This window comes from Streptomyces sp. ADI95-17, from assembly GCF_003846175.1.
GTDB lineage: Bacteria > Actinomycetota > Actinomycetes > Streptomycetales > Streptomycetaceae > Streptomyces > Streptomyces sanglieri.
Genome location: NZ_ML123044.1, coordinates 1,202,843 through 1,228,170 on the forward strand (window position 1 = coordinate 1,202,843; position 25,328 = coordinate 1,228,170).

Here is a 25,328-nt window from a genome sequence, read left to right on the forward strand (position 1 = left end):
CGGGCGCCGGCCACATCGGCGACCGCGGTCGCCATCGGCACCTGGATGCCGAAGACATTGCGCGTGGTGTGCGCGGCGCCGCCGCCGAAGCCGACGAGGACACCGGCCGCACCGGTACGCATCAGGTGCAGGGCGGCGGTGTACGTGGCGCAGCCGCCGACGATCACCGGGACGTCCAGCTCGTAGATGAACTGCTTGAGGTTGAGCGGCTCGGCCGCACCCGAGACGTGCTCGGCGGAGACCGTCGTACCGCGGATGACGAAGATGTCCACGCCCGCGTCCACGACGGCCTTGGAGAACTGCGCGGTGCGCTGCGGGGAGAGCGCGGCGGCGGTGACGACACCGGAGTCGCGCACCTCCTTGATGCGCTGCCCGATCAGCTCCTCCTGGATCGGCGCCGCGTAGATCTCCTGGAGGCGGCGGGTCGCCGACTCGACGGGCATCTCGGCGATCTCGTCGAGCAGCGGCTGCGGGTCGGCATGCCGGGTCCACAGCCCTTCCAGGTTGAGGACGCCCAGGCCGCCGAGCTCGCCGATCCGGATGGCGTGCTGCGGGGAGACCACGGAGTCCATGGGAGCGGCCAGGAACGGCAGCTCGAAACGGTAGGCGTCGATCTGCCAGGCGATCGAGACCTCCTTCGGGTCACGGGTACGGCGGCTCGGAACGACGGCGATGTCGTCGAATGCGTACGCCCGGCGGCCGCGCTTGCCGCGCCCGATCTCGATCTCAGTCACGTGTGTGGCCTTTCCCTCTGCGTTTCAGCGCCTTCCAGTATCCCCGACATATGCGCCAGGGGCGGCCCCGGGAGTCCCGGGACCGCCCCTGGCCCTGTCGGCGGCTACTTGCTGCGGCTGTAGTTCGGCGCCTCGACCGTCATCTGGATGTCGTGCGGGTGGCTCTCCTTGAGCCCCGCGGACGTGATGCGGACGAAGCGGCCCTTGGTCTCCATCTCGTCGATGGAGGCGGCACCCACGTAGCCCATGGTCTGCCGAAGACCGCCGACGAGTTGGTGCAGCACATTGCCCAGCGGGCCGCGGTAGGGCACCTGGCCCTCGATGCCCTCGGGCACGAGCTTGTCGTCCGAGGCCACGTCGGCCTGGAAGTAGCGGTCCTTGGAGTACGAGCGGCCCTGGCCGCGGGACTGCATCGCCCCGAGGGAACCCATGCCGCGGTACGACTTGAACTGCTTGCCGTTGATGAAGAGGAGCTCACCGGGAGACTCCTCGCAGCCCGCGAGGAGGCTGCCCAGCATCACCGTGTCGGCACCGGCGGCGAGCGCCTTGCCGATGTCGCCGGAGTACTGCAGACCGCCGTCCCCGATGACCGGGACACCGGCCGCGCGGGCGGCGAGGGCGGCCTCGTAGATCGCGGTGACCTGCGGGACGCCGATGCCGGCGACCACACGCGTGGTGCAGATGGAGCCGGGGCCCACACCGACCTTCACGCCGTCGACACCGGCGTCGATCAGGGCCTGCGCACCGTCACGTGTCGCGACGTTGCCGCCGATGACATCGACGCCGACGCTGGACTTGATCTTCGCCATCCAGTTCAGCGCGTTGCTGTTGTGTCCGTGCGAGGTGTCGACGATGAGGAAGTCCACGCCCGCGCCGGCCAGCGCCTGGGCGCGCTCCAGGGCCTCGGGGCTGGCGCCGACCGCCGCGCCGACGAGGAGCCGGCCCTCGGCGTCCTTCGCCGCGTTCGGGTACTGCTCGGCCTTCACGAAGTCCTTGACCGTGATGAGGCCCTTGAGGACACCCGCGTCGTCGACCAGCGGAAGCTTCTCGATCTTGTGGCGGCGCAGCAGCTCCATGGCGTCGACGCCGGAGATGCCGACCTTGCCGGTCACGAGCGGCATCGGCGTCATGACCTCGCGCACCTGACGGCTGCGGTCGGACTCGAACGCCATGTCGCGGTTGGTGACGATGCCCAGCAGCTTGCCCGCCGGGTCGGTCACCGGGACGCCACTGATGCGGAACTTGGCACACAGCGCGTCGGCCTCGGCCAGCGTCGCGTCCGGGTGCACGGTGATCGGATCGGTCACCATGCCGGACTCGGAGCGCTTCACCAGGTCGACCTGGTTGACCTGGTCCTCGATCGACAGGTTGCGGTGCAGCACACCGACGCCACCCTGCCGCGCCATGGCGATGGCCATGCGGGACTCGGTCACCTTGTCCATCGCTGCGGAGAGCAGCGGGATGTTCACGCGCACGTTGCGGGAGATACGGGACGAGGTGTCGACCGCGTTCGGCAGCACCTCGGATGCGCCGGGCAGCAGCAGCACGTCGTCGTATGTCAGCCCGAGCGTCGCGAATTTCTCGGGCACTCCGTCGACGTTTGCAGTCATGACACCTTCCCCAAATGGCCTTGATCGGTGCGGATGTCCATGCTAACGGCCTCCGGGGGTGTCTCATTCCACGAGCAAGATCACCCAGAGGTTCTGTAGCTTCGTACGGGAGCTTCGTGCTTCGTACGGAAGCTTCGTACGGAACCCCGCTCGCGGCCGCGACCGCGTCCGCTCACTGCTCCGCGAGGGCCCGCAACCTGCTCAGGGCCCGGTGCTGGGCGACCCGGACGGCGCCCGGCGACATGCCCAGCAGCTGTCCGGTCTCCTCGGCGGTGAGCCCGACGGCGACCCGCAGGACCAGCAGCTCGCGCTGGTTCTCCGGGAGGTTGGCGAGGAGCTTCTTCGCCCAGGCGGCATCGCTGCTGAGCAGGGCGCGCTCCTCGGGCCCGAGCGAATCGTCCGGCCGCTCGGGCATCTCGTCGGACGGCACGGCCGTCGATCCCGGGTGCCGCATGGCGGCGCGCTGGAGATCGGCGACCTTGTGGCCCGCAATGGCGAACACAAAGGCTTCGAAGGGCCTGCCCGTGTCCTTGTAGCGCGGCAGCGCCATCAGCACCGCGACACAGACCTCCTGCGCCAGGTCCTCCACGAAGTGGCGGGCATCACCCGGCAGCCGGTTCAGCCGGGACCTGCAGTAGCGCAGCGCGAGGGGGTGGACATGGGCCAGCAGATCATGGGTGGCCTGCGCGTCGCCCTCGACGGCACGGTGCACCAGGGCACCGATCGCCGTCGTCTCGTCGTCGCGCATCGGACCATGGTGCCTCGGAGCCGCGTCATCCGTGCTGCCGCGTCCGTAGTTGTGCACCGAAGCGTTATGAGCGGGTGCGCCGGAAGTCATGTCCTGCGCCCTCCCCTTCCGCTCGACCGAATCGTTCCCGAGGAACTCCACATCTCAAGGATGCGGCATCGGCCGGGAAGCGTCACATACCGTCGGCGCGACGGGCTCCGCCGGTGGAGCGGAGCCCGTACCGCGCATGTCGGTCACGTCGCCCCGTCCGCTGCTGCACGGACGGGGAATCGATCGACTGCCGGCCACTGCCGGCCCTCAGCGGACCAGGCCCCAGCGGAAGCCGAGCGCGACGGCGTGCGCCCGGTCCGAGGCTCCGAGTTTCTTGAACAGACGCCTGGCGTGCGTCTTCACCGTGTCCTCGGAGAGGAACAGCTCACGGCCGATCTCGGCGTTCGAACGACCGTGGCTCATTCCTTCGAGCACCTGGATCTCACGCGCGGTGAGCGTCGGCGCCGCACCCATCTCGGCCGACCGCAGCCGGCGCGGGGCGAGCCGCCACGTCGGATCGGCCAGCGCCTGGGTGACGGTGGCGCGCAACTCCGCGCGGGAGGCGTCCTTGTGCAGATAGCCGCGGGCGCCGGCGGCGACCGCGAGCGCGACACCGTCCAGGTCCTCGGCGACGGTCAGCATGATGATCCTGGCGCCGGGGTCGGCGGAGAGCAGCCGCCGGACCGTCTCCACCCCCCCGAGACCGGGCATGCGTACGTCCATCAGAATCAGATCCGAACGGTCGGCGCCCCAGCGGCGAAGGACTTCCTCGCCGTTGGCCGCCGTCGTCACCCGCTCCACGCCGGGCACGGTCGCGACCGCGCGACGAAGCGCTTCTCGGGCAAGCGGGGAGTCGTCGCAGACGAGGACGGATGTCATGACCGTCCTCCGAAGCCGATGCGCGTCACCTTGAGCCTCCAGGCTGTTACAAGTCGTCACCTGTGCGGTTGACACTCTCGGACACCTGCCCGATCGCTTTTTCCGTCAACCGCCTCCGCCCTCTCAACGACGGTCACTCGAAAGAGTTACGGGTCGGGGAACCGGGTTCGGCACTCTACGTGAGGGGGCGCACACGGAGGAGAACGACGCGGATCATCCAATCGTCAACCGAAACTTCACATGAAGGTATGCCCCATTTAGCGGGTTTTCTTCCCTTTTGCTGGTGTCTGTGGATAGATTCGCAATCAGTCATATTTACATCTACTTACACCGTAGATGTACGGTCGTGGGCACGGTCGATGACGGACGAAAACGACGTTTCCGACTCAGCATGGTTTCGAGGGGACAAGCAATGGCAGATTTCTCCCGCCTTCCCGGACCCAACGCCGATCTGTGGGACTGGCAACTGCTGGCGGCCTGCCGAGGGGTCGACAGCTCACTGTTCTTTCACCCGGAGGGTGAGCGCGGGGCAGCCCGGAGCGCCCGCGAGAACTCGGCGAAAGAGGTCTGCATGCGATGCCCGGTACGCGCCGAGTGCGCGGCACACGCCCTGGCGGTGCGCGAGCCCTACGGAGTGTGGGGCGGACTGACCGAGGACGAGCGCGAGGAGCTCATGGGACGGGCCCGCAGCCGGCTGATCGCGGCCGCGGCGCCGTCGGGTGTGCCGTCCCCGTCGGGGCACGGCTGATCCCGGCGCCACGTACACCAACAACAGAAACGTTTCCGCAGTGAAGGCGGTACGCACCCGGCCGCACCTGGGGACCGGGTCACAGGCAGGCCCTCAGCGGGCGGCTGCCAAGGACAGCCGGTCCAGGGTGGCCGCCACCGCCGGGACCTGGGCCAGGTCCGGCAGGGTCAGCGCGACGATCTCGCGCTCGATGGCCGGCTCCACCGTCACGGTGCGTGCCCCCTTGGGGCGCACCGACTCGATCGCCAGCTCCGGCAGCACGGCCACCCCGAGTCCGGCACCGACCAGGCCGACCACCGCCGGGTAGTCGTCGGTGGCGAAGTCGATCCGGGGGGTGAAGCCCGACGCCTCACAGACCTCCACGAGCTGGCGGCGGCAGCGCGGGCAGCCCGCGATCCAGGACTCCTCGGCCAGCTCGGCGATGCCCACCGCGGCGGAGTGGGACAGCCGGTGCCCCTCGGGGACCAGGCCGATCAGCCGGTCGGTGAGCAGCGGGCGTACCACCAGGTCGTCCCATTCGGTGCCGGAGGTGCCGTAACGGAACGCCAGCGCGATGTCGCAGTCGCCCTCGCGCAGCATCTCGACGGAGCGCGGCGGCTCGGCCTCCACCAGCGAGACCTGGGTGCCGGGGTGGGCCGCGCGCAGTGCGGCGAGGGCGCCGGGGACCAGCGTGGAGCTGCCGCTGGGGAACGAGACGAGCCGGACCCGGCCGGCCCGCAGCCCGGCGATGGCGGCGACCTCCTCCTCGGCGGCGGTCAGACCGGCGAGGATGCCGGAGGCGTGGCGGACCAGGGCCTCACCGGCCTGGGTGAGCCGCATCTCGCGTCCGGTGCGGATCAGCAGCGTGGTGCCCGCCGAAGCCTCCAGGGCCTTCATCTGCTGGCTGACCGCGGGCTGGGTGCAGCCCAGTTCGCGGGCGGCGGCGGAGAACGAGCCGGTGGCGGCCACGGCGCGCAGGACACGGAGATGACGGGCTTCGATCACCCTTCAACCATAAGCGACTCTTGGGTTGGTTGCGCATTATTGCCGCACATCTTTGAGGGCGGAGTGGTTAGCGTTCTCGATATGACGTCCATGGAACCGACCGGGCCGATGCGGCTGCTCACCGTGAACACGGGGCGCCCGAAGGCCGTCCCCCACACCGACGCCCCCGGGGGCGTGACCGGCATCGACAAGCGGCCTGCCGAGGGGCCGGTGCATGTCACCGATCCCGGGCCCAAGGGCGTCGGCGGCAGCGGTCTGGCCGGGGACTCGGTGTGCGATCTGCGCCATCACGGCGGCTCCGACCAGGCGGTGTACGCCTTCGCCCGCGAGGAGCTCGACGCGTGGGAGCGGGAGCTCGGCCGGCCGCTGGCCAATGGCACGTTCGGCGAGAACCTGACGACCCGTGGGGTCGACGTGAGCGGTGCGAGGATCGGTGAACGCTGGCGGATCGGCGACGGTCTGGTGCTGGAGGTGACGTCGGGCCGGATTCCGTGCCGTACGTTCGCCGGTCATGTCGGCGAGGAGCGCTGGGTCAGGAGGTTCACCCGTACGGCGGCTCCGGGCGCCTATCTGCGGGTGATCGAGCCGGGCACGGTCCGGGCCGGGAATCCGGTCGAGATCGTGTTCCGCCCGGACCACGACGTCACCGTGCGCAGGGAGTTCCTGGCCACCACCACGCGGCGGGATCTGCTGCCGGGGCTCCTCGCGGCCGGGGACGCGCTGCATCCCGAGACGCTGCGGGCCGCCCTGAAGTACGCCGGAAAGCCGGCGGCGGACGGCTGATCGCCGCGTGCCGGACAGGCACTAACGTGCCGCGTATGACGACTGCACTGATTACGGGCGCGACCGCGGGGATCGGTGCCGCCTTCGCGCGGCGGCTCGCGGCGGACGGGCACAACCTGGTGCTGGTGGCGCGCGACACCGAGCGGCTGCGCGAGCAGGCGACGGAGCTGCACGACCGGCACGGCATCGAGGCCGAGGTACTGAGGGCCGATCTCTCCGAGGACGAGGGGATCGCCTCGGTCGAGGACCGGTTGACGGACCGTCGGCATCCGGTGGACCTGCTGGTCAACAATGCCGGGTTCGGCAACAAGGGCCGCTATCTGGACGTGCCCATGGCCGACGAGCTGAAGATGCTGAAGGTGCACTGCGAGGCGGTGCTGCGGCTGACCTCGGCGGCGGCGGCCGGAATGCGGGAGCGCGGCCGGGGCGGTGTGGTCAACGTGGCCTCGGTGGCCGCGTTCGTGCCGCGCGGCACGTACGGCGCGTCCAAGGCATGGGTCGTGCAGTTCACCCAGGGCGCGGCGAAGGACATGGCCGGCACGGGTGTCCGGCTGATGGCGCTGTGCCCCGGCTTCGTACGGACGGAGTTCCACCAGCGGGCCGGGATGGGGACCGGCAACATTCCGGGCTGGATGTGGCTCGACGCGGACAAGCTGGTGGCCACGGCCCTGGCGGACCTGGCGCGCGGCAAGTCGGTCTCGGTCCCCGATCCCCGGTACAAGGCGCTGATGGGGGTCGTGAAGGTGACGCCGCGCGGCCTGCTCGGAGGGATGACCTCCAAGACAGGCCGCAAGTACGGTCCTCAGTGAGCGGTCGGTTACCGCACCCCGCGGCCCGCGTAGGCGCCGATGTTGGGGGCGCCGGGCCTGAGCCGGTTGCCGAAGTAGTCCTTGCCGCCGTTGTTGTCGATGACGGCTCCGGCGGCGAGGGCGGGCGAGCCGGCGCCGAGCCGGAAGTCGGCCCGGAGCTTCGGGTCCGCCGTGATGCCGCCGGGGTTCGGGCGGGTCATCTCGATGCCGTAGAAGGCGTTGTGGTCGAAGGAGAGCCCGGGGGTCGGGTTCTTGAAGGCGTAGCCGCCGGTGCCCTCACTCACGAATACGTTGTTGCGGATGGCCAGTTCGTGCTGGGTGGTGGCGGGGCTGCCGGCGTCGTCCTGGACGAGGTAGCCGGGGATCTGCTCCTTGTTGCGGAAGGTGTTGTTGTAGATCTCGGTGCCCAGGATCGGGCCCCAGCAGTTCTGGACGAGGCGGGCGCCGTCGTTGCTGCTGACGTTGTACCGGGCGACCGTGCCGATGGTCTTGGCGCCGCTGTACGGGCAGATCAGCAGGAAGCCGCCCTTGTTGTCGTGGCTGTAGTTGTACTGGAAGACGGTGTTCCGGGAGGCGCCGTCGGCGTCGAAGGACATTCCGTCGTGGGTGTTGCCGCCGCCGGAGACCTCGTTGTACTCGACGGTCGTGTCGTCGGTGTTGAAGGTCCAGATGCCCGCGTTGGCGGAGGGCGAGCGGAGCTGGAAGCCGTCGACCCGGTTGTGGTCGACCCGGGCGCCGCTGGTGGTGTCGAGCTTCATCCCGTCGCCGGCCAGGGACTTCAGCGTGTTGTGGTGGATGCGGACGCCGGTGCTGGGCGTCCACTCCCCCGGGTAGACGTTCGGGTCCTGCTGCTGGCCGACCAGATCGCGCTTGGAGAAGGTCGACTTGAAGTAGATGCCCTCTCGGTCGACGTCCTCGATGCGGTTGTTGCCGATGTCCAGGCCGTCGTACCAGCTGGCCTTCGCCGTGCCCTCGACGGCGATGTGGATCGCGCTGGAGCCGGACACCGTCTTGTAGTCGCCGCCGCGCACGTCGTGGATGTAGAGGCCGGAGATGTCGAAGCCGCGGGCCACGCCGTAGTCGGTGAGGCGGAGGCGGACGCCGTTGCGCTCGCTGCCGGGGTTGTCGGCGTTGGTGATCTCCAGCGCCTTGAGGTGCACGTACTGCGTGTTGGCGAGCAGGACCACGTCATGGGCGCCCGCGCCGTCGAGCCGGGCGCGGGCCGGGCCGTTGCCGTAGTCGGCGATGGTGAACGGGGCGCGGGCGGAGCCGGTGCCGGTGGGGGCGAGGGTGCCGGTGCAGGTGGCGCCGCGCTTGAACAGGAGCCGGTCGCCGGGACCGTAGGTGTGCGCGTTGGCCTCGGCGAGCGAGGTCCAGGGGTGCTGCTTGCTGCCGGTGGCGCCGGCCGGGTCCGCGGCGCAGTCGACGTGGAAGGTGCGGCCGGCCGGCGCGGCCTGCGCGGCGGTCTGGCTCGCGACGGTCAGGCCGCCTGCGGCGGTCAGGGCCGCGAGCGCCGCAGCGGTGACGCGATGTCTCACAATTCCTCCGTACGAACAGTCAGGATCGGGCGAACAGTCGGGGTCGGGACGGGGACGAGTCCGCATCGCCGGGAATCCTGGACTTGGATTGATCGAACGTCAATGGATTGCGTTTGAATGATCGAAACTCCCATCGTTCGATCACGTTGGTCTAGGGTCGGAAGAAGGGCCCCGGCGCCGGCCGGACCGGGGGCCGGCACACACACTGCGAGGGGACTGCTGCCGTGCGCGAAAGTGCTGCTGAACGTCATGACCGCCTGCTCGGGCTGGTACGGGAGCGGGGTTCGGCCCGGGTCTCGGACCTGGCCTCGCTGCTGGGGGTCTCGCCCGTCACGGCGCGCCGGGACGTGGAGGAGCTGGCCGGCCGCGGCCTGCTCGACCGGGTCCACGGTTCGGTGTCCTGGCCGCAGGACGCCGCCCCGGGCGCTGCCGCCGGTCCCGGGGCCGGTGGCGGCGGACTGGTCCTCGGCATGCTCGCGCCCTCGTCGACGTACTACTTCGCCGAGGTCATCCGCGGTGCCCACGAGGCCGCCGCGAAGGCCGGGGCCAGGCTGATACTGCGGATCTCCGACTACCGGCCGCAGGAGGACCACGCCCGCACCGAGGGCCTGCTCTCCGCGGGCGCCGAGGGGCTGCTGGTCGCGCCCGGCTGGCAGGACCCGGGCGACCCCGCCGCGTTCGGCGACTGGATCACCTCGCTGCCCGTGCCGACCGTCCTGCTGGAGCGCAGGCCCACCGCGGGCTCCCCGCTGGACGGCCTGGACCGGGTCTGCTCGGACCACGCGCACGGCGTGCTGCTGGCGGTGCGCCACCTGGTGGACCTCGAACACGGGGCGCCGCTGCTGATGGCCCGCGCGGACTCCCCGACCGCCGTCGCGGTGCGGTCCGGGTACCAGGAGGCGCTGTCCGTGCTCGGGCTGCGCGCGCCGCAGGACGTGATCGATTCCGTACCGGCCGAACTCGCCCCGGACGCCTTCGAGGAGGCCGTTCAGGCGCTGCGCGAGGCGGTCCTTTCGGGGGTGGCGACGGCGGCGCTGATCCACAACGACGTGGACGCGATCCAGGTGGTGCAGCGCCTGGCCGAACTGGGCGTGCGGGTGCCGCAGGACCTGGCCCTGATCGCCTACGACGACGAGGTGGCGGCCCTCGCGGACACCCCGCTCACCGCGGTGGCGCCGCCCAAGCGCGAGGTGGGCAGGCACGCCACGGAACTGCTGGTGGAACGGCTGGGGCAGAGCGAGGGCGCTCCCCGGCGCCATCTGACGCTGCTGCCGCAGCTGAGGGTCAGGGAATCGTGCGGGGCACGCCTCCCGTAGGCGATCGCGCCCTCCCGTAGGCGATCGCGCCCTCCCGTAGGCGATCGCGCCCTCCCGTAGGCGTTCGGGCGCCTCCCGCAGGCGGTTCGGGCGGCTTCCGTGCCCGATTCCGCAGGGTATCCCACGTACGTCCATAGATAACTTATCTGATCTTTTTTCGATCAATCGATCTTTCGCTCTTGACTTCGGTCACGACTGGTCCAAGGATCACGGCCAACGCCAATGTCGCCGCCAGTTCAGGAGCCTCGCTGTGAGCCGCAGTCCGAGCAGAACGTCCCTCGCCGTTGTCGGCACCGCCACCGCCCTCGCCCTTCTCACGGCCTGTGGCGGCAGCGGCGACGACGACTCCGCAGCCACCGGAACCGACGGCAAGCCCGTCAGCATCACCTTCTGGGGCTGGGCCAAGGGGTCCAAGGAGGTCGTTGACGCGTTCAACGCCTCGCACAAGAACATCAAGGTGGTGTACGAGGAGATCCCGTCCGGCAACGCGGGCGGCTACGCCAAGATCTCCAACGCGGTCAAGGCCGGCAACGCGCCCGACCTGGTCTCCATCGAGTACCCGCAGCTTCCGGAGTACGTCAGTCAGGGCGCGCTCCAGGACATCGGCCAGTACTTCACCGAGGACATCCGCAAGAAGCTGCTGCCGCAGGCGGTCGAACTGACGACGCTCGGCGGCAAGAACTGGGCCGTTCCGTTCGACGCCTCGCCGCAGTCCTTCTACTACCGCAAGGACCTGTTCGAGAAGTACGGCGTCGAGGTCCCCAAGACCTGGGACGAGTTCCGCAAGGCCGCCGAGAAGGTCAAGAAGGCCGACAAGAAGGCCCGGATCGGCACCTTCTTCCCTGATGACCCGACCACGTTCCAGGCGATGGCCTGGCAGGCCGGCGCCCAGTGGTACAAGCCCGAGGGCGACACCTGGAAGGTCAGCACCGCCGACGCGGCCACCAACAAGGTCGCCGACTACTGGCAGGGTCTGCTCGACGACGACCTGATCCGCGCCAACGCCTCGTTCAGCCCCGAGTGGACCAACTCCCTCAAGAACGGCGGCACGGTCGGCTACCTCGGCGCCGCCTGGGGCGCGGGTGTCCTCAAGGGAACGCTGCCCGAGCAGAGCGGCAAGTGGGCCGTCGCCCCGATGCCCAGCTGGGACGGCAAGCCCGCCAGCGGCATGCTCGGCGGCTCCACCTTCGCGGTGACCAAGACCAGCAAGAAGGCGAAGGCCGCGGTCGAGTTCGCCACCTGGATGTCGACCACCGAGGACGGCATCAAGGCCCGGATCGAGTCCGGCACTTCGAGCGCCTTCCCGGCCGCGTCGGCACTGCGCCCGGTCGCCAAGAAGGCCTTCGACGCCGGCTTCTACGGCGGCGAGGACATCTACCAGGTCTTCGAGGGCGCCGCGACGTCGATCGGCCCGAACTGGAACTGGGGCCCGACCACCGGCACCACGAACACCACCATGAAGGACCAGTTCGGCAAGGTCGCCAGCGGTGGCACCACCATCAAGGACGCCGTGAAGGCCGGGCACGACGCCACGGTCGCCGAGCTGAAGAAGCGCGGTCTGAAGGTCGAGGACGCAGGCTGATGAAGCGCGCCCGGACGACCAGAGCCGCCGCCATCCTGCTGGGGCCCTTCTTCGTACTGTTCACCGTGGCCATGCTGCTGCCGATCGGTTACGCGGTCTGGCTCAGCCTGTTCACCGAGAAGCAGTCCGGCCTGGGCTTCGGCGGCACCGAGACCGTCTTCAGCGGACTCGACAACTACACGGCGGCCCTGGGCGACCGGGCGTTCCGCGAGGGCTTCGGCGTACTCCTCGGATACTGCCTGTTCTACATTCCGCTGCTGCTCATCGGAGCCCTCGCCCTCGCCCTGCTGCTGGACTCCGCGCTGGCTCGCGCCCGCCGGTTCTTCCAGCTCGCGCTCTTCCTGCCGCACGCCGTGCCCGGCATCATCGCCGCGCTGATCTGGGTGTACCTCTACACACCGCAGCTCAGCCCGGTGGTCAGCGCCATGGAGTCGGGCGGGATCGGCTTCGACTTCTTCTCCCCCGAAGGCGCCCTTCCCTCCATCGTCAACATCGCCCTGTGGGAGTGGCTCGGCTACAACATGGTGATCTTCTATGCCGCGTTGCAGGCGATCGACCGCTCCGTACTCGAAGCGGCGACGGTCGACGGGGCCGGTGCCTGGCGCGTCGCGCTCAGCATCAAGGTTCCGCTGATCCGCGCCTCCGTCGTGATGGTCGCGCTGTTCACGGTCATCGGCTCGCTCCAGCTGTTCACCGAGCCGCTGATCCTCAACAAGGGGACCGGCTCCGCCGTCACCTCCACCTGGACGCCGAACATGTACGCGTACACCGCGGCCTTCGAGCGCAACGACTACGGTCTCGCCGCGGCCGCCTCCATCCTGCTGGCGCTCACGGCCGCGCTGCTGTCCTTCGTCGTCACCCGCTTCACCGGCCGGAAGGGCAAGAAAGCATGAACTCCCCCGCCTCCCGCAGCCGCTGGATGTCGAAGACCGCCGTCAACGGCTTTCTCGTGCTCGCCGTCGTCTACATGCTCTTCCCCCTCGTCTGGCTGGTCACCGCCGCCACGAAGGACACCGGCGGTCTGCTCGCGGGCAACGCCTTCTCCTTCGAGGGCTTCAACCTCGGCGAGAACCTGTCGAACCTGGCCTCCTACGGCGACGGCATCTACTTCCGCTGGTACCTCAACAGCCTGATGTACGCGGGCGGCGGGGCGATCGTCTGCTCGCTGATCTGCGTCGCCGCGGGATACGCCTTCGACAAGTACGAATTCCGGGGCAAGGAGAAGCTGTTCGGCCTCGTGCTGATGGGCGTGCTGGTGCCCACCACGGCGCTCGCCCTGCCGATGTATCTCCTGGCCTCCAAGACCGGCCTGGTCAACACCTACTGGTCCGTGCTGATCCCGGTGCTGGTCAACCCGTTCGGCGTGTATCTCGCCCGGGTGTTCAGCACCGGCTACATACCGAACGAGGCCCTGGAGGCCGCCCGTATCGACGGGGCCGGCGAGCTGCGCGTCTTCTGGTCCATCGGACTGCGCATGGTCATGCCGGGCTTCGTGACGGTCTTCCTCTTCCAGTTCACCGCGATCTGGAACAACTTCTTCCTCCCCCTCGTGATGCTCTCGGACCGCAAGCTCTTCCCGCTGAGCCTCGGTCTGTACTCCTGGAACACCAACACCCACGGCGAGCCGAGCTTCTACCCGCTCGTCGTCACCGGGTCGCTCCTCGCCGTCATCCCCCTGATCGTCGCCTTCGTCTCGCTGCAGCGGCACTGGAAGGCCGGACTGACCGCCGGCAGCGTCAAGTGACCTCACCGCGAGCCCTGAGGAGTACGAGTTCCACCATGCCCCACGCCACTGACAACCGGCCGACGGCCCTGCTCGCGATGGGGCCCGGCATCGCCGACCGCCTCTTCGCCGACCGCCACCGCACCAGGCTGGCCGCCCTCACCCGTACCGACCCGGCCCTCGTCGCCCACGACCTGGCCGACCCGACGCCCGAGGTGGCCGCCGCGCTCGCCGAGGCCGAGGTGCTGTTCACCTGCTGGGGCGCGACACCGCTCACCGCCGAAGTACTGGCCGCCGCACCGCGGCTGCGGGCCGTGGTGCACGCCGCGGGTTCCGTGAAGCACCACATCACCGAAGCCTGCTGGGAACGCGGCATCACCGTCACATCGGCGGCCGGGGCCAACGCCCTGCCGGTCGCCGAGTTCACCCTCGCCGCGATCCTGTTCGCCGGCAAGCGGATACTGCGCTCCGCGGACCGCTACCGCGAACTGCGCGCCGACCACGACTGGCTCGCGGAGCTCGACGGGACCGGCAACTACCGCCGTACCGTCGGCATCGTCGGCGCCTCCCGGATCGGCCGGCGCGTGATCGAGCTGCTGCGCCCCTTCGACCTGGACGTGCTGCTGTACGACCCGTACGTGGACGGCGCGGAGGCGGCCCGGCTCGGCGTCCGGCTCACCTCGCTCGACGAGCTGTGCGCGAGCAGCTCCGTCGTCTCGGTGCACGCGCCCCAGCTACCGGAGACCCACCATCTGATCGGCGCGGCGCAGCTGGCCGCGATGGCGCCCGGGACGACGCTGATCAACACGGCGCGCGGCTCGCTGATCGACGAGGACGCGCTGCTGCCCGAGCTGACGGCCGGGCGTCTCCAGGCGGTCCTGGACGTGACGGACCCCGAGCTGCCGCCCGCCGACTCGCCGTTGTACACCCTGCCGAACGTGCTGCTCACCCCGCACGTCGCGGGTTCGCTGGGCGTCGAGCTGCACCGGATGGCGGACCAGGCGCTGGACGAGCTGGAGCGGTTCGCGGCCGGTCTGCCCTTCGCGGACCCGGTGCACTCCGGGAGCCTGAGCCACTCGGCCTGAACCTCGCTCCGGACAACCGGAAGGCCCCCTGTCCCACCGCTCGGCGGTGGGGCAGGGGGCCTTCTTCGGCTGTCGGCCTTCCGAGAGCCACAAGCCCTCAGCGGCTACGCGTCAGTGCGAGTGACCGTGGCCGCCGTGGCCGGCCTCGGCCTCTTCCTCGGCCGGCTTCTCGACGACCAGGGTCTCGGTCGTGAGCAGCAGCGACGCGATGGACGCGGCGTTCTCCAGCGCGGAGCGGGTGACCTTGACCGGGTCGATGACGCCGGCCTTCACCAGGTCGCCGTACTCGCCGGTCGCGGCGTTGAAGCCCTGGCCCTTGTCGAGCTCGGAGACCTTCGAGGTGATGACGTAGCCCTCAAGGCCGGCGTTCTCGGCGATCCAGCGCAGCGGCTCGACGGCGGCGCGGCGCACGACCGCGACACCGGTGGCCTCGTCGCCGGTCTTGTCGAGGTTGCCCTCAAGGACCTTGACGGCGTGGACCAGAGCGGAGCCACCACCGGAGACGATGCCCTCCTCGACCGCGGCGCGGGTCGCGGAGATGGCGTCCTCCAGACGGTGCTTCTTCTCCTTGAGCTCCACCTCGGTGGCGGCACCGACGCGGATCACGCACACGCCGCCGGCCAGCTTCGCGAGGCGCTCCTGGAGCTTCTCGCGGTCCCAGTCGGAGTCGGTGGCGTCGATCTCGGCCTTGATCTGGTTGACCCGGCCCTTGACGTCGCCGGGCTCGCCGCCGCCGTCCACGATCGTGGTGTCGTCCTTGGAGACGGTGACGCGGCGGGCGGTGCCCAGCACGTCCAGACCGGCCTGGTCGAGCTTGAGGCCGACCTCCTCGGCGATGACGGTCGCACCGGTGAGGGTGGCGATGTCGCCGAGCATGGCCTTGCGGCGGTCACCGAAGCCCGGGGCCTTCACCGCGACGGCGTTGAAGGTGCCACGGATCTTGTTGACGACGAGGGTCGACAGCGCCTCGCCCTCGACGTCCTCGGCGATGATCAGCAGCGGCTTGGAGCCACCGGCCTGGATGACCTTCTCCAGCAGCGGGAGCAGCTCCTGGATCGAGCCGATCTTGCCCTGGTGGATCAGGATGTACGGGTCGTCGAGGACGGCCTCCATACGCTCCTGGTCGGTCACCATGTACGGGGACAGGTAGCCCTTGTCGAAGGCCATGCCCTCGGTGAAGTCGAGGTCCAGACCGAAGGTGTTGGACTCCTCGACGGTGATGACACCGTCCTTGCCGACCTTGTCCATCGCGTCCGCGATGAGCTCGCCGACCTGCGGGTCCTGCGCGGAGAGCGCGGCCACGGCGGCGATGTCGGTCTTGTCGTCGATCGGTCGGGCGGTCGCGAGGAGCTCCTCGGACACGGCCTTGACCGCGGCGTCGATGCCCTTCTTCAGGGCGGCCGGGGAAGCACCGGCGGCGACGTTGCGCAGACCCTCGCGGACGAGCGCCTGGGCCAGCACGGTCGCGGTGGTCGTACCGTCACCCGCGACGTCGTTGGTCTTGGTCGCCACCTCCTTCACCAGCTGGGCACCGAGGTTCTCGTACGGGTCGTCGAGCTCGACCTCGCGCGCGATGGTGACACCGTCGTTGGTGATGGTGGGAGCGCCGAACTTCTTGTCGATGACGACGTTGCGGCCCTTGGGGCCGATCGTCACCTTGACCGTGTCGGCAAGCTTGTTGACGCCGCGCTCAAGGGCGCGACGGGCGTCCTCGTCGAACTTCAGGATCTTCGCCATGGGAGCTGAGCTTTCCTCTCGAACGAACTGCGCCCCCGACCGCCCGGCTGGTTATTCGCAGGGGGCCAGGGGCGCAGAACAGAAGCAAACGTGGGTGAATTACTTCTCGACGATCGCGAGCACGTCGCGGGCCGAGAGGACGAGGTACTCCTCGCCGTTGTACTTCACCTCGGTGCCGCCGTACTTGCTGTACAGCACGACGTCGCCGGTCTTGACGTCGAGCGGAAGGCGCTCGCCGTTCTCGAAGCGGCCCGGGCCCACGGCCAGGACGACGCCCTCCTGGGGCTTCTCCTTGGCGGTGTCCGGAATGACCAGGCCGGAGGCCGTGGTCTGCTCGGCGTCGAGCGGCTGGACCACAATGCGGTCCTCGAGCGGCTTGATCGCAACCTTGGTGCTGGCGGTCGACACGATCCGGTCTCCCCCTTCGGAGATCTCACGGGGTAACAGTCTTGGGTGGCGACCAGGTCGATCCGTCGTCGCGGGTGCCGGACCTGCCAGTCGCGCAGTACTGCTGGCACTCTCCAGTGGTGAGTGCCAGCACCGAGACTATGACCGGGATTAGCACTCGGTCAAGCGGAGTGCCAATTCAGACGGTCGTGGCGTCACCGCCGGGGCACGGTCCGGACAACAGTCCGGACAACACGGAGGCAACGTACGGGCGGGCCGGACCGTTCCGCACGGCAGCGCGGGCGGGCCCGCCGCCGGCGTCGGCGACGGATGGTTCACCTTCTGCGCGGCCTTGCGGCCCAGCCGTTCGATCGGATCCACCGACTGCGCGCAGCCGCCGGTGGTGGCGAGGAGCGCACCGGCCGCGAGCAGTCCGGCCAGCAGCCGGCGCGCCCTTCTCATACGTAGTCCTCCAGCCGGGCCACGGCGTATCCCCGGTCCGTGACGGTCTTCATGACCGCCCGGACCAGGTCGGTCATGCTGCCGTCCCATTCACCGCGGCCCCGGAAGTGGGTGAGGATGATGTCGCCCGGGTGCAGGTCCTCGTCCTCCTCGCGCCACTCCATGTGGTCCGGGAACGCCTCGGCGTTCCAGAGGGGCACGGCCTTGATCCCGCAGGACTTCGCGATGCGCAGGGTGTCCCCGTTGTAGTTGCCGTACGGCGGGCGGAAGAGGGTGGGCCGCTTGCCGAACCGCTTCTCGATGATCTCCTGCTCGCCGCAGATCTCGCGCTCCTGCCCGGCGTAGGAGAGTCCGGGCAGATAGGGGTGGTTGAGCGTGTGGTTGTTGATGCCGACGCCCAGCCGCTGCGCCTCGCCGAAGTACCCGTAGTTGTCGCTCACCTCGTAGTCGCTGAGGAAGGCGCTGTACGGGATGTCCAGCTCGTCCATCATCTGCAGCAGCTCGGGGTCCTTCTCGGAGCCGTCGTCCATCGTCAGGAAGACGACCCGGTCCTTGGTCGGGACGGTGGTGAAGACCGGCGGCAGCGAGTCGTCGCCACCCTCCACCTCGAACCCCTCGCGGGTGGTGACGCGCGGCTTCACGGCGGGCGGTCGCGGCGCGATCAGCGGCGGCTTGTCGAGCCCCCACTTCTTGGCGAGCTTCGCCCGTACGGCCGGGCTGAGCTGCGCGTTCTCATGGGCCCCGCCGGGCACCCGGCCCCGGCCGGCGTGCTGTCCGGGGCCGCCCGGGTGCCCGGCGGCGGGGTTCGTGCCGGGGGTCGCGGCGGGGTTCAGCTCCGGGTTCGAGCCCGGGTTCCCGGCCAGGGGCCGGTCCCGGTGCTCGGTGTCGCCCGGCTGCCCGCCGGACCCGGAGACGCAGCCGGAGCCGACCGCGGCGACCAGGAGTGCGGCCAGGACGGCGCAGACGGGCCGGTGCGCGCCCGAGCCCCGGCCGCGCCCGGACCGGGGCATGACCGATCCGCGCCGCTTCATGATGTTATTTTCGTTTTGTCGTACAAGCTGCATGGCGCCGCATACTGCCAGTACGGGAACGGCCTCCCGGCCCGACACCGCCGCCCGGCCCGGCGGTCTACCCGGCTGGCTCACAATGGGGCAGGTGAACGCTCTCGCCCCGAACGACCCGCCCGCCGACGACCGGTCCGACGCCCCCGATCCCCTCGCCGCCTTCCTCGCCCTGCGCACCCCCGAGGGCGCCGCGCTGCTGGCCGAGCTGCGGTCGTACGACCCCTCCCGGGAACTCGCCACCGCCACCCGGCTGCGCCGCTCCCACCCGGCCCCGCTGGTCTCGGCGGCACTTGGTCAGGCGCGGCTGCGGCAGCGGGCGGTGGCGAAGTTCGGCGCCGAGGACGCGTACCGGATGTTCTTCACACCGAACGGCGTCGAGCAGGCGACCCGCACGTCGGTGGCGACCCATCGCGCGCGGCGGTTCGCGGCGGGCGGGGTGCGGAGCCTCGCCGACCTGTGCTGCGGGATCGGGGGCGACGCGATCGCGCTCGCGCGGGCGGGCGTGTCCGTCCTCGCCGTCGACCGCGACCCGCTGACCGCCGAGGTGGCCCGCGCCAACGCCGCCGCGCTGGGCCTGGACGGTCTGATCGAGGTGCGGTGCGCCGATGTCGCCGACATCGACACCTCGCCGTACGACGCGGTCTTCGTCGACCCGGCCCGGCGCGGCGGCAGAGGCCGGATCTTCGACCCCGAGGCGTACTCCCCGCCGCTCTCCTGGGCGACCGGTGCCGCGCTCGCGGCCCCCCGCGCGGCCCTGAAGATCGCCCCGGGCATCCCGCACGAGGCGATCCCGGCGCAGGCGGAGGCCGAGTGGATCTCGGACGGCGGCGACGTGAAGGAGGCGGTGCTCTGGTTCGGCGAGGGCTTCGCGGCCGGTTCGTTCCGCGCCACCGTACTCCCGGCCGGGGCCGGTCTGTGGGCCGCGGCCCCGCTGCCCGCCCCGCCGGTCGGCCCGGTCGGCCGCTATCTGTACGAGCCGGACGGCGCCGTCATCCGCGCCCATCTGGTCGCCGACCTCGTGGCCCGGTGCGACGGCCGGCTGATCGACGAGACGATCGCGTACATCACCGGCGACGAGCCGTACGAGTCCCCGTACACCTCCGGGTACGAGATCACCGACCAGCTGCCCTTCAACATGAAGAAGCTGAAGGCGCTGCTGCGCGAGCGGAAGGTGGGCGTGCTGACCGTCAAGAAGCGCGGCTCGGCGGTCGAACCGGAGGAGCTGCGCCGCAGGATGAAGCTCCAGGGGCCCAACTCCGCGACGGTCTTCCTGACCCGGGTGGCCGGCGCACCGACGATGCTGATCGGCCACCCGCTCGCCGGCCCGGCCTGACCGGCGGGCCTCAGGCGAGGTCGGTCAGGTCCGGGGCGTACACCTGCGAAAGCGGCTCAGGACCCACGTACTGCTGGCAGTTGCACTGCCCGGACTCGAAGCGGACCGGCTTCTTGGTCTCGTCCCAGGCCGTCGGCACCTCGACCCGCTCGTGGCACTTGCCCTGCTTGTCGTGCTTGGCGAGGTGGTGCGTGCAGCCGCAGACGGGCTCCGGCGGCTGGTTGGCCGATTCGAGGGCCAGCCGCTCCTGGCGGGCCGCCTCGATCAGTTCCAGCTTGCGGGTGTGCCGATTGCGCAGCGCCGTACGGGCGTTGTCGACGGCCCATCCGAAGCCGCCCGTCCAGAAGATGATGAGCACCCACCAGTACCACTCCATGTCGGCCTCCCCCTGTTCCCCCTGTGTGACTCACCGGTCCCGTCAGGATAGGTCCGCGGTCAGCGGTGGGCACCGCCCCCGACGGAGATCAGCGGCTCCGGGGCGGGCGCCCCGATCAGTACCCGCCGCACCCAGCGACGGTGGGCGAACGCCTTGACGACGCCGATCAGTCCGACGAGCCAGGCGACCAGCCCGAGCCCCATGGTCAGGGCGACCAGGCTGTAGGTGTCCCTTTCCGCGGTGGCGGCCGCCGGGACGACGAAGCAGGTGACCAGCCCGACCGCGCACAGCACGGAGGACATCACCAGCCAGGCGGTGCCGGCGCCCGGCATCCGCAGCGCCGCGTCGCGTGCCGGATCGCGGTCCAGCCCGCCCCAGGCGTCGAGCAGTCGGCGGATCCTGAGGTCGCGGCGCAGGCCGACGACGACGAGGACGACCGCCGGCACCATGCAGCCGACGCCCATGACGGCGATGATCACGCCGACCCCGACGCTGATGACGTCGTACGACTCCTCGAAGGTCATGAGCGCGGTGCCCACCAGGAGCCAGCCGAGCGCGCAGATCGAGCCCCACAGCCACAGCATCGCCAGCCGTCCCGGCGCGACATGGGCCCTCACCAGCGCCCCGAGCACCGCGGCCCGGTCGGTGAGCATGGCTTCCCGGTCGGGCCAGGAACGTATTTCCACGGGCGGTGGTGGCGGCGGCAGTTGCGCTCGGCGAGACATGTGCATGACCCTACCGACCGCGCGCGGGGGCCGGTTCAGGCGTTGCGCAGTGCCTCGATGTCCAGCTTCCGCATGCCCATCATCGCCTTCATGGCCCGCTCCGCCTTGGCCGGGTCCGGGTCGGACAGCGCCTCCTCGAAGCCGTGGGGAACGAGCTGCCAGGACAGGCCGTACTTGTCCTTGAGCCAGCCGCACTGCCCCTCCTCGCCCTCGGCGGTGAACTCGGCCCACAGGGTGTCCAGCTCCTCCTGCGTGGCGCAGTCCACGGAGAGCGAGATCGCCTCGGTGAAGGGGAACTGCGGCCCGCCGTTGAGCGCGACGTACTCCTGTCCGGCCAGCCGGAACTGAACGGTCATCACCGATCCCGTCCGCCCCGGCGCGGCGTCGTTGTAGTACGTCGTCCGGAGCACCTGCGAGTCGCCGCCGAAGACGGACACGTAGTAGTTCGCGGCTTCCTCGGCCTGGGTGTCGAACCAGAGGAAGGTGGTGATCTTCTGCATGGTCTGCTCCTGTCGGGTGGTGCGGGAGGCCGTGGAGGGTAGACCCGTGCGGTGGCCGGAACTCATCGGCCGTCGCGGGCCGGATGCTCCGCGCGGTCCAGGAGCATCGCCCGTTCCCGTTCGTTGCGGGTCAGCCCGGCCGCCCGCAGGAACTCCGCCCGGGCCTCGTCCGTACGCCCCGACCTGGCCAGCAGGTCCCCGCGCACGCTGGGCAGCAGGTGGTAGTCCCTGAGCGCCGGTTCGCCGGCCAGGGCGTCGACCAGGGCGAGGCCGGCGGCCGGGCCGCGCGCCATCGAGACGGCCACGGCCCGGTTCAGCTCGACCACCGGGGACGGCGCGATCGCGGCGAGGCGGTCGTAGAGGGCGGCGATGGTGGTCCAGTCGGTGTCCTGGTACGTCGCGGCGCGCGCGTGACAGGCGGCGATCGCGGCCTGCACGGTGTACGGGCCGAGCCCGGCCCCCTCCTCGGTCGCCGCCACGGCCCGCTCCAGGGCCGCGACCCCGCGCCGGATCAGCAGGCGGTCCCAGCGGGCCCGGTTCTGGTCGGCGAGCAGCACCGGCGCACCGTCCGGCCCGGTCCTGGCGACGGTGCGCGAGGCCTGGAGCTCCAGCAGCGCCGCCAGGCCGTGGACCTCGGGCTCCCGCTCCATCAGCCCGGCCAGCACCCGGGCCAGCCGCAGCGCGTCCTCGCAGAGCGCCGGGCGCAGCCAGTCGTCACCCGCGGTGGCCGCGTAGCCCTCGTTGAAGATCAGGTAGATGACTTCGAGCACGGAGCCGAGGCGGGCGGCGCGCTCCGGCCCGGAGGGCACCTCGAAGGGGATGCCCTCGCGGCCCAGGGTCCGTTTCGCCCGGACGATGCGCTGGGCGACGGTCGGCTCCGGGGCCAGGAAGGCGCGGGCGATCTCCTCGGTGGTGAGGCCGCCGAGCAGCCGCAGGGTGAGGGCGATCCGGGCCTCGGTGGAGATCACCGGGTGGCAGGCGGTGAAGATCAGCCGGAGCAGATCGTCGTCGATGGCGTCCGGCTCGGCGGGCTCGGGCGGCGGCACGTCCGCCAGGGACCGCCCCACCTCGGCGAGCTTGCGCGCGTACGTCTCCCTGCGGCGTACGAGGTCGATCGCGCGGTGTCCGGCGGTGGCCATGAGCCAGGCGCCCGGCCGGTCCGGGACACCTGACTCCGGCCACTGTTCCAGTGCGGCCACCAGGGCGTCCTGCGCGAGTTCCTCGGCGATGCCGACGTCCCGCACGATGCGGGTGACACCTGCGATGATCCGCGCCGACTCGATCCTGAAGACCGCTTCGACCGCCGCTGCCGGGCTTGCTGCCGTCATGATCACTCATCACAGCAGCCGTGCCGGGTGGCGGCAAGCGCGCCGGTCAGGCGCCCATGGTGGCCTCGTCGATCTGGCGGACCTCGGAGGTCACGGTCCAGTTCTCCGGGTGGGTCCGCAGGAAGCGCCGGGTCCATTCCAGGGCCTCCTCCATGTCCTTGGCCTGGAGGATGGCGTAGCCGCCGACGACCTCCTTGGTCTCGGTGAAGGGCCCGTCGGTCTGGCTGAGCTTTCCGCCGGACCAGGTGACCCTGGACCCCTGGGAGGTCGGGGTGAGCCCGGCCGTCTCCAGCATGACGCCGGCCTTGGTGATCTCCTCGAACAGGGCACCCATACGGGCCTCGAACCCGGGGTCCGGCTCGTCGTAGGGGTTCTGCTCGTCGATGCGGATCAGCGACATGAAGCGCGGCATGGTGACTCCTCGGTCGGGAGGGCGGGGGCTCTCCCCGTCTCTCACCCTTGCGTCGAACGGGCCCGGTCCGGATCGACAGGTTCCTGGAAATTCTTCTGAGGATTCTCCGGACCGGCCACCGGACCAGCCATCGGAGCGGCATCCGGGGCGGCCTTCGCGGCTGCCCCGGGGGTGGCCTCCGCAGCCGCCCCGGCGCCCCGCGCCGAGGTCTTCGGGAGCAGCAGCAGGGCCGCGCACGCCGCGACCACGAGCAGTGCGGCACAGGCCCAGAACGCCGCCGAGTACCCGGCCGCCAGATCGGCCGGGCGGTGTCCGTCGCCGGTGACCCGGGCGGCGACGGTGACCAGCATCGCCAGCCCCAGCGAGCCGCCCACCTGGCGGGCGCTGTTCAGCAGCCCGGAGGCCATGCCCGTCTCGTCGGGCGCCACATCGGTCGTGGCCGCCGTGCCGAGCGGTACGAAGCACATCCCGACGCCGACACTGCAGACCAGTGACGGGCCGAGGATCGAGTACAGGAAGCTGCCGTCGGCCTGGGCGGTCGCGGCGAATCCGGCGAGGCCGAGCGCGGCCAGGACGCCGCCGAGCGCCAGCAGCCGTCCGGTGCCGAACGCCGCGACCGTACGGGTGGCGATGACCGAGCCGGCCACCACGCCCGCCGTGAACGGCAGGAAGGAGACACCGGCGGCGGTCGGCCCGTAGCCGAGCACCTGCTGCATGTAGAGCGAGACGAAGTAGAACGAGGCGAACTGCCCGGAGCTGAGCAGCAGGCAGAAGAGATTCGCGGCCAGGACCGGCCGCCCCTTCAGCAGCCCGGGGCGGAGCAGCGGAGCACTGGTGCGCAGTTCGACGGCGACGAAGGCGATCAGCAGCAGCACGGCCGCGCCGAGGGTGCCGAGCGTCCGGGAAGATCCCCAGGCGTCGGTCGAGGTGCGGACCAGCCCGAGGACCAGCAGCGTCATACCGGCGGTGGCCAGCAGCGCTCCCGCCACGTCGAGCCGGGCGCCGGTCCGGCCCCGGTCGCCCGGCAGTCCGGCGCGCACGGCGCCCACCAGCGCGAAGGCCACGATCGGCACGTTCACCAGCATCACCGCGCGCCAGCCCGCCGCGTCGGTGAGCACCCCGCCCGCGAGCACGCCGACCGCGCCGCCCGCCGCGCCCGCCATGCCCCACAGCCCAAGGGCCCGGGAGCGGGCCGGCCCGGCCGGGAAGGCCAGGGCGATCAGCGCGAAGGCGACCGGTGCGAGCGCCGCGGCGCCGGCCCCCTGCACCGCCCGCGCGGCGATCAGCATGCTGGGCGAACCGGCGAACCCGCCGACCAGGCTCGCCACGCCGAAGAGCACCAGGCCCACCATCAGGACCCGGCGGCTGCCGAGCAGATCGGCGAGCCGCCCGCCGAGCATCAGCAGCCCGCCGAAGGCCAGTGCGTAGGCGTTCACCACCCAGAGCAGCCCCTGGGGCGTGAAGCCCAGATCGCTGCGCATGTCCGGCAGCGCGACGTTCACCACCGACATGTCCAACGCCACCATGAACTGCACGGCGAGAGCCACCACCAGCAGCCAACGCGTGTCCCGTGACTGTTCGTCCACGACTTTCCCTTCCTCCGCGGTCACCCGATCGCGAATTATTGTACGCATATAGAAATTAGCGGCGGGAGGGCCGGGGAAGGCGCGGGGAGGCGGCCCCGGAAGGCACGGGGACGGCGGCGGGGGAGACAATGCCCAGGTGTCAGGTACAGAGAAGAAGCAGGCGCCGGCTGCGAACCGGGCTCCTGCGAAACGATCCGTGGGGCGGCCGCGCAGGCTCGACCCGGACGCGATGGTCGCCATCGCGCGCCGCATCATCGAGGAAGAGGGTGTGGACGCCCTGAGCATGCGGCGGGTGGCGAAGGAGCTCGGCTCCACGCCGATGGCGCTCTACCACTACGTGCAGGACAAGGACGAGCTGCTGATGCTCACCCTGTCGGGCACCGCCGCCGCCTTCCCCCGTCCCGAACTGCCCGAGGACCCGCGCGAGCGGCTGCTGGCCGTGGCCGTGCACATGCACGGCATCCTGGAGCGGATCCCGTGGGTGCTGGACATCCTGGCGCTGGGCGAGCTGACTGACAAGAACGCGCTGTGGATGGTCGAGGAGATCATCGACTCGGCGCTCGCCTGCGGCCTCTCCCCCGCCCAGGCGGTACGCGCGTACCGGACGATCTGGAGTTACGTCTACGGCGACCTGATATTCCGCCGGGCCGCCGAACGCCGCGCGCAGACCCCGCCGAGCAGACGCTTCTTCCCCGAGATGGTGACCGACCAGGACACGGCGGCGCTGCCCCGGCTCGCCGCGATCAAGGACGACTGGCGCGCGTACGCCGCCGACTACGACGTGGCGGACGAACTCGACGCGATCATCCGGGGCCTGCTGGGCCGGGGGTCCGCCGCCGGCCGGTGAAC

Annotated in this window: 25 protein-coding genes and 1 pseudogene; 10 read left to right on the forward strand and 16 right to left on the reverse strand. The window is 70.6% G+C overall.

The features are described 5' to 3' along the window. From EES42_RS05230 to EES42_RS05245, 4 genes are all read right to left on the reverse strand, one after another. Positions 1 to 674, reverse strand: a 674-nt coding sequence (locus EES42_RS05230) for a GuaB3 family IMP dehydrogenase-related protein (protein WP_241196289.1), incomplete at its 3' end; no start/stop codon positions are given. 164 nt (positions 675 to 838) lie between these two features. Beyond that, positions 839 to 2,344, reverse strand: coding sequence for an IMP dehydrogenase (gene guaB / locus EES42_RS05235; RefSeq protein WP_124716890.1), 1,506 nt, complete (start codon positions 2,342 to 2,344; stop codon positions 839 to 841). Positions 2,345 to 2,516: 172 nt separating this feature from the next. After that, positions 2,517 to 3,092, reverse strand: coding sequence for a sigma-70 family RNA polymerase sigma factor (locus EES42_RS05240; protein ID WP_124716891.1), 576 nt, complete (start codon positions 3,090 to 3,092; stop codon positions 2,517 to 2,519). A gap of 297 nt (positions 3,093 to 3,389) precedes the next feature. Further along, on the reverse strand, positions 3,390 to 4,001 hold the full coding sequence (locus EES42_RS05245) for a response regulator transcription factor (RefSeq protein WP_003948568.1): 612 nt from the start codon (positions 3,999 to 4,001) through the stop codon (positions 3,390 to 3,392). A gap of 412 nt (positions 4,002 to 4,413) precedes the next feature. On the opposite strand from EES42_RS05245, the gene EES42_RS05250 reads away from it, so the two are divergent. After that, entirely contained in the window at positions 4,414 to 4,749 is a 336-nt protein-coding gene (locus EES42_RS05250; RefSeq protein ID WP_124716892.1) for a WhiB family transcriptional regulator, read from the forward strand. A gap of 93 nt (positions 4,750 to 4,842) precedes the next feature. On the opposite strand, the gene EES42_RS05255 is transcribed toward EES42_RS05250, so the two are convergent. Continuing rightward, entirely contained in the window at positions 4,843 to 5,733 is an 891-nt protein-coding gene (locus EES42_RS05255; RefSeq protein ID WP_124716893.1) for a LysR family transcriptional regulator, read from the reverse strand. A 108-nt stretch (positions 5,734 to 5,841) separates the two neighbouring features. On the opposite strand from EES42_RS05255, the gene EES42_RS05260 reads away from it, so the two are divergent. Both EES42_RS05260 and EES42_RS05265 read left to right on the forward strand, forming a co-directional pair. Further along, positions 5,842 to 6,516: an MOSC domain-containing protein gene (locus tag EES42_RS05260; RefSeq protein WP_124717427.1), complete on the forward strand. Its 675-nt coding sequence runs from the start codon at positions 5,842 to 5,844 to the stop codon at positions 6,514 to 6,516. A gap of 35 nt (positions 6,517 to 6,551) precedes the next feature. Further along, entirely contained in the window at positions 6,552 to 7,325 is a 774-nt protein-coding gene (locus EES42_RS05265; protein ID WP_124716894.1) for an SDR family NAD(P)-dependent oxidoreductase, read from the forward strand. 8 nt (positions 7,326 to 7,333) lie between these two features. On the opposite strand, the gene EES42_RS05270 is transcribed toward EES42_RS05265, so the two are convergent. Next, the gene (locus tag EES42_RS05270; protein WP_164495167.1) at positions 7,334 to 8,863 is read right to left on the reverse strand and encodes a right-handed parallel beta-helix repeat-containing protein; all 1,530 of its coding nucleotides are present in this window, start codon (positions 8,861 to 8,863) and stop codon (positions 7,334 to 7,336) included. A gap of 224 nt (positions 8,864 to 9,087) precedes the next feature. On the opposite strand from EES42_RS05270, the gene EES42_RS05275 reads away from it, so the two are divergent. From EES42_RS05275 to EES42_RS05295, 5 genes are all read left to right on the forward strand, one after another. Beyond that, positions 9,088 to 10,179, forward strand: coding sequence for a substrate-binding domain-containing protein (locus tag EES42_RS05275; RefSeq protein WP_124716896.1), 1,092 nt, complete (start codon positions 9,088 to 9,090; stop codon positions 10,177 to 10,179). Between the two features lie 250 nt (positions 10,180 to 10,429). Then, a complete protein-coding gene (locus tag EES42_RS05280; RefSeq protein WP_124716897.1) occupies positions 10,430 to 11,761 on the forward strand; it encodes an ABC transporter substrate-binding protein in 1,332 nt (443 codons plus the stop codon). After that, complete coding sequence (locus EES42_RS05285) at positions 11,761 to 12,654, forward strand: carbohydrate ABC transporter permease (protein WP_124716898.1); 894 nt, start codon at positions 11,761 to 11,763, stop codon at positions 12,652 to 12,654. Before EES42_RS05280 ends, EES42_RS05285 begins: the two co-directional genes overlap by 1 nt. After that, complete coding sequence (locus EES42_RS05290; RefSeq protein ID WP_124716899.1) at positions 12,651 to 13,505, forward strand: carbohydrate ABC transporter permease; 855 nt, start codon at positions 12,651 to 12,653, stop codon at positions 13,503 to 13,505. Before EES42_RS05285 ends, EES42_RS05290 begins: the two co-directional genes overlap by 4 nt. 35 nt (positions 13,506 to 13,540) lie before the next feature. After that, on the forward strand, positions 13,541 to 14,569 hold the full coding sequence (locus EES42_RS05295) for a hydroxyacid dehydrogenase (RefSeq protein ID WP_124716900.1): 1,029 nt from the start codon (positions 13,541 to 13,543) through the stop codon (positions 14,567 to 14,569). 111 nt (positions 14,570 to 14,680) lie between these two features. On the opposite strand, the gene groL is transcribed toward EES42_RS05295, so the two are convergent. The 4 genes and pseudogenes from groL to EES42_RS05315 all read right to left on the reverse strand — a co-directional run bounded on the left by groL (position 14,681) and on the right by EES42_RS05315 (position 18,165). Continuing rightward, positions 14,681 to 16,306 (reverse strand): chaperonin GroEL, encoded by a 1,626-nt coding sequence (groL, locus tag EES42_RS05300; protein WP_124716901.1) that lies wholly within the window; start codon positions 16,304 to 16,306, stop codon positions 14,681 to 14,683. 99 nt (positions 16,307 to 16,405) lie between these two features. Further along, positions 16,406 to 16,714 carry a co-chaperone GroES gene (groES, locus tag EES42_RS05305; protein WP_124716902.1) on the reverse strand — a complete coding sequence of 103 codons (309 nt, stop codon included), beginning with the start codon at positions 16,712 to 16,714 and terminating at the stop codon, positions 16,406 to 16,408. Positions 16,715 to 17,029: 315 nt separating this feature from the next. After that, a pseudogene (locus EES42_RS45995) lies at positions 17,030 to 17,155 on the reverse strand (polysaccharide deacetylase family protein); the annotation flags it as partial. Continuing rightward, the gene (locus EES42_RS05315) at positions 17,152 to 18,165 is read right to left on the reverse strand and encodes a polysaccharide deacetylase family protein (RefSeq protein WP_241196290.1); all 1,014 of its coding nucleotides are present in this window, start codon (positions 18,163 to 18,165) and stop codon (positions 17,152 to 17,154) included. The pseudogene EES42_RS45995 and the gene EES42_RS05315, both read right to left, overlap by 4 nt. A 136-nt stretch (positions 18,166 to 18,301) precedes the next feature. Here EES42_RS05315 and EES42_RS05320 point away from each other — a divergent pair, with 136 nt between their 5' ends. Further along, positions 18,302 to 19,552 carry a class I SAM-dependent methyltransferase gene (locus EES42_RS05320; RefSeq protein ID WP_124716904.1) on the forward strand — a complete coding sequence of 417 codons (1,251 nt, stop codon included), beginning with the start codon at positions 18,302 to 18,304 and terminating at the stop codon, positions 19,550 to 19,552. Positions 19,553 to 19,562: 10 nt separating this feature from the next. On the opposite strand, the gene EES42_RS05325 is transcribed toward EES42_RS05320, so the two are convergent. The 6 genes from EES42_RS05325 to EES42_RS05350 all read right to left on the reverse strand — a co-directional run bounded on the left by EES42_RS05325 (position 19,563) and on the right by EES42_RS05350 (position 24,479). Beyond that, entirely contained in the window at positions 19,563 to 19,928 is a 366-nt protein-coding gene (locus tag EES42_RS05325) for a hypothetical protein (protein WP_124716905.1), read from the reverse strand. 59 nt (positions 19,929 to 19,987) lie between these two features. Continuing rightward, positions 19,988 to 20,653, reverse strand: coding sequence for a hypothetical protein (locus EES42_RS05330; protein ID WP_124716906.1), 666 nt, complete (start codon positions 20,651 to 20,653; stop codon positions 19,988 to 19,990). Between the two features lie 35 nt (positions 20,654 to 20,688). Next, the gene (locus EES42_RS05335; RefSeq protein WP_124716907.1) at positions 20,689 to 21,153 is read right to left on the reverse strand and encodes a VOC family protein; all 465 of its coding nucleotides are present in this window, start codon (positions 21,151 to 21,153) and stop codon (positions 20,689 to 20,691) included. Positions 21,154 to 21,215: 62 nt separating this feature from the next. Then, positions 21,216 to 22,481, reverse strand: a complete 1,266-nt coding sequence (locus tag EES42_RS05340; RefSeq protein ID WP_124716908.1) for an RNA polymerase sigma factor — start codon at positions 22,479 to 22,481, stop codon at positions 21,216 to 21,218. Between the two features lie 46 nt (positions 22,482 to 22,527). After that, positions 22,528 to 22,893 carry a YciI family protein gene (locus EES42_RS05345; protein WP_124716909.1) on the reverse strand — a complete coding sequence of 122 codons (366 nt, stop codon included), beginning with the start codon at positions 22,891 to 22,893 and terminating at the stop codon, positions 22,528 to 22,530. A 41-nt stretch (positions 22,894 to 22,934) separates the two neighbouring features. Next, positions 22,935 to 24,479: a DHA2 family efflux MFS transporter permease subunit gene (locus EES42_RS05350; protein WP_124716910.1), complete on the reverse strand. Its 1,545-nt coding sequence runs from the start codon at positions 24,477 to 24,479 to the stop codon at positions 22,935 to 22,937. A 136-nt stretch (positions 24,480 to 24,615) separates the two neighbouring features. Here EES42_RS05350 and EES42_RS05355 point away from each other — a divergent pair, with 136 nt between their 5' ends. Continuing rightward, complete coding sequence (locus tag EES42_RS05355) at positions 24,616 to 25,326, forward strand: TetR/AcrR family transcriptional regulator (protein ID WP_241196244.1); 711 nt, start codon at positions 24,616 to 24,618, stop codon at positions 25,324 to 25,326. The last annotated feature ends 2 nt before the right edge of the window (positions 25,327 to 25,328 follow it).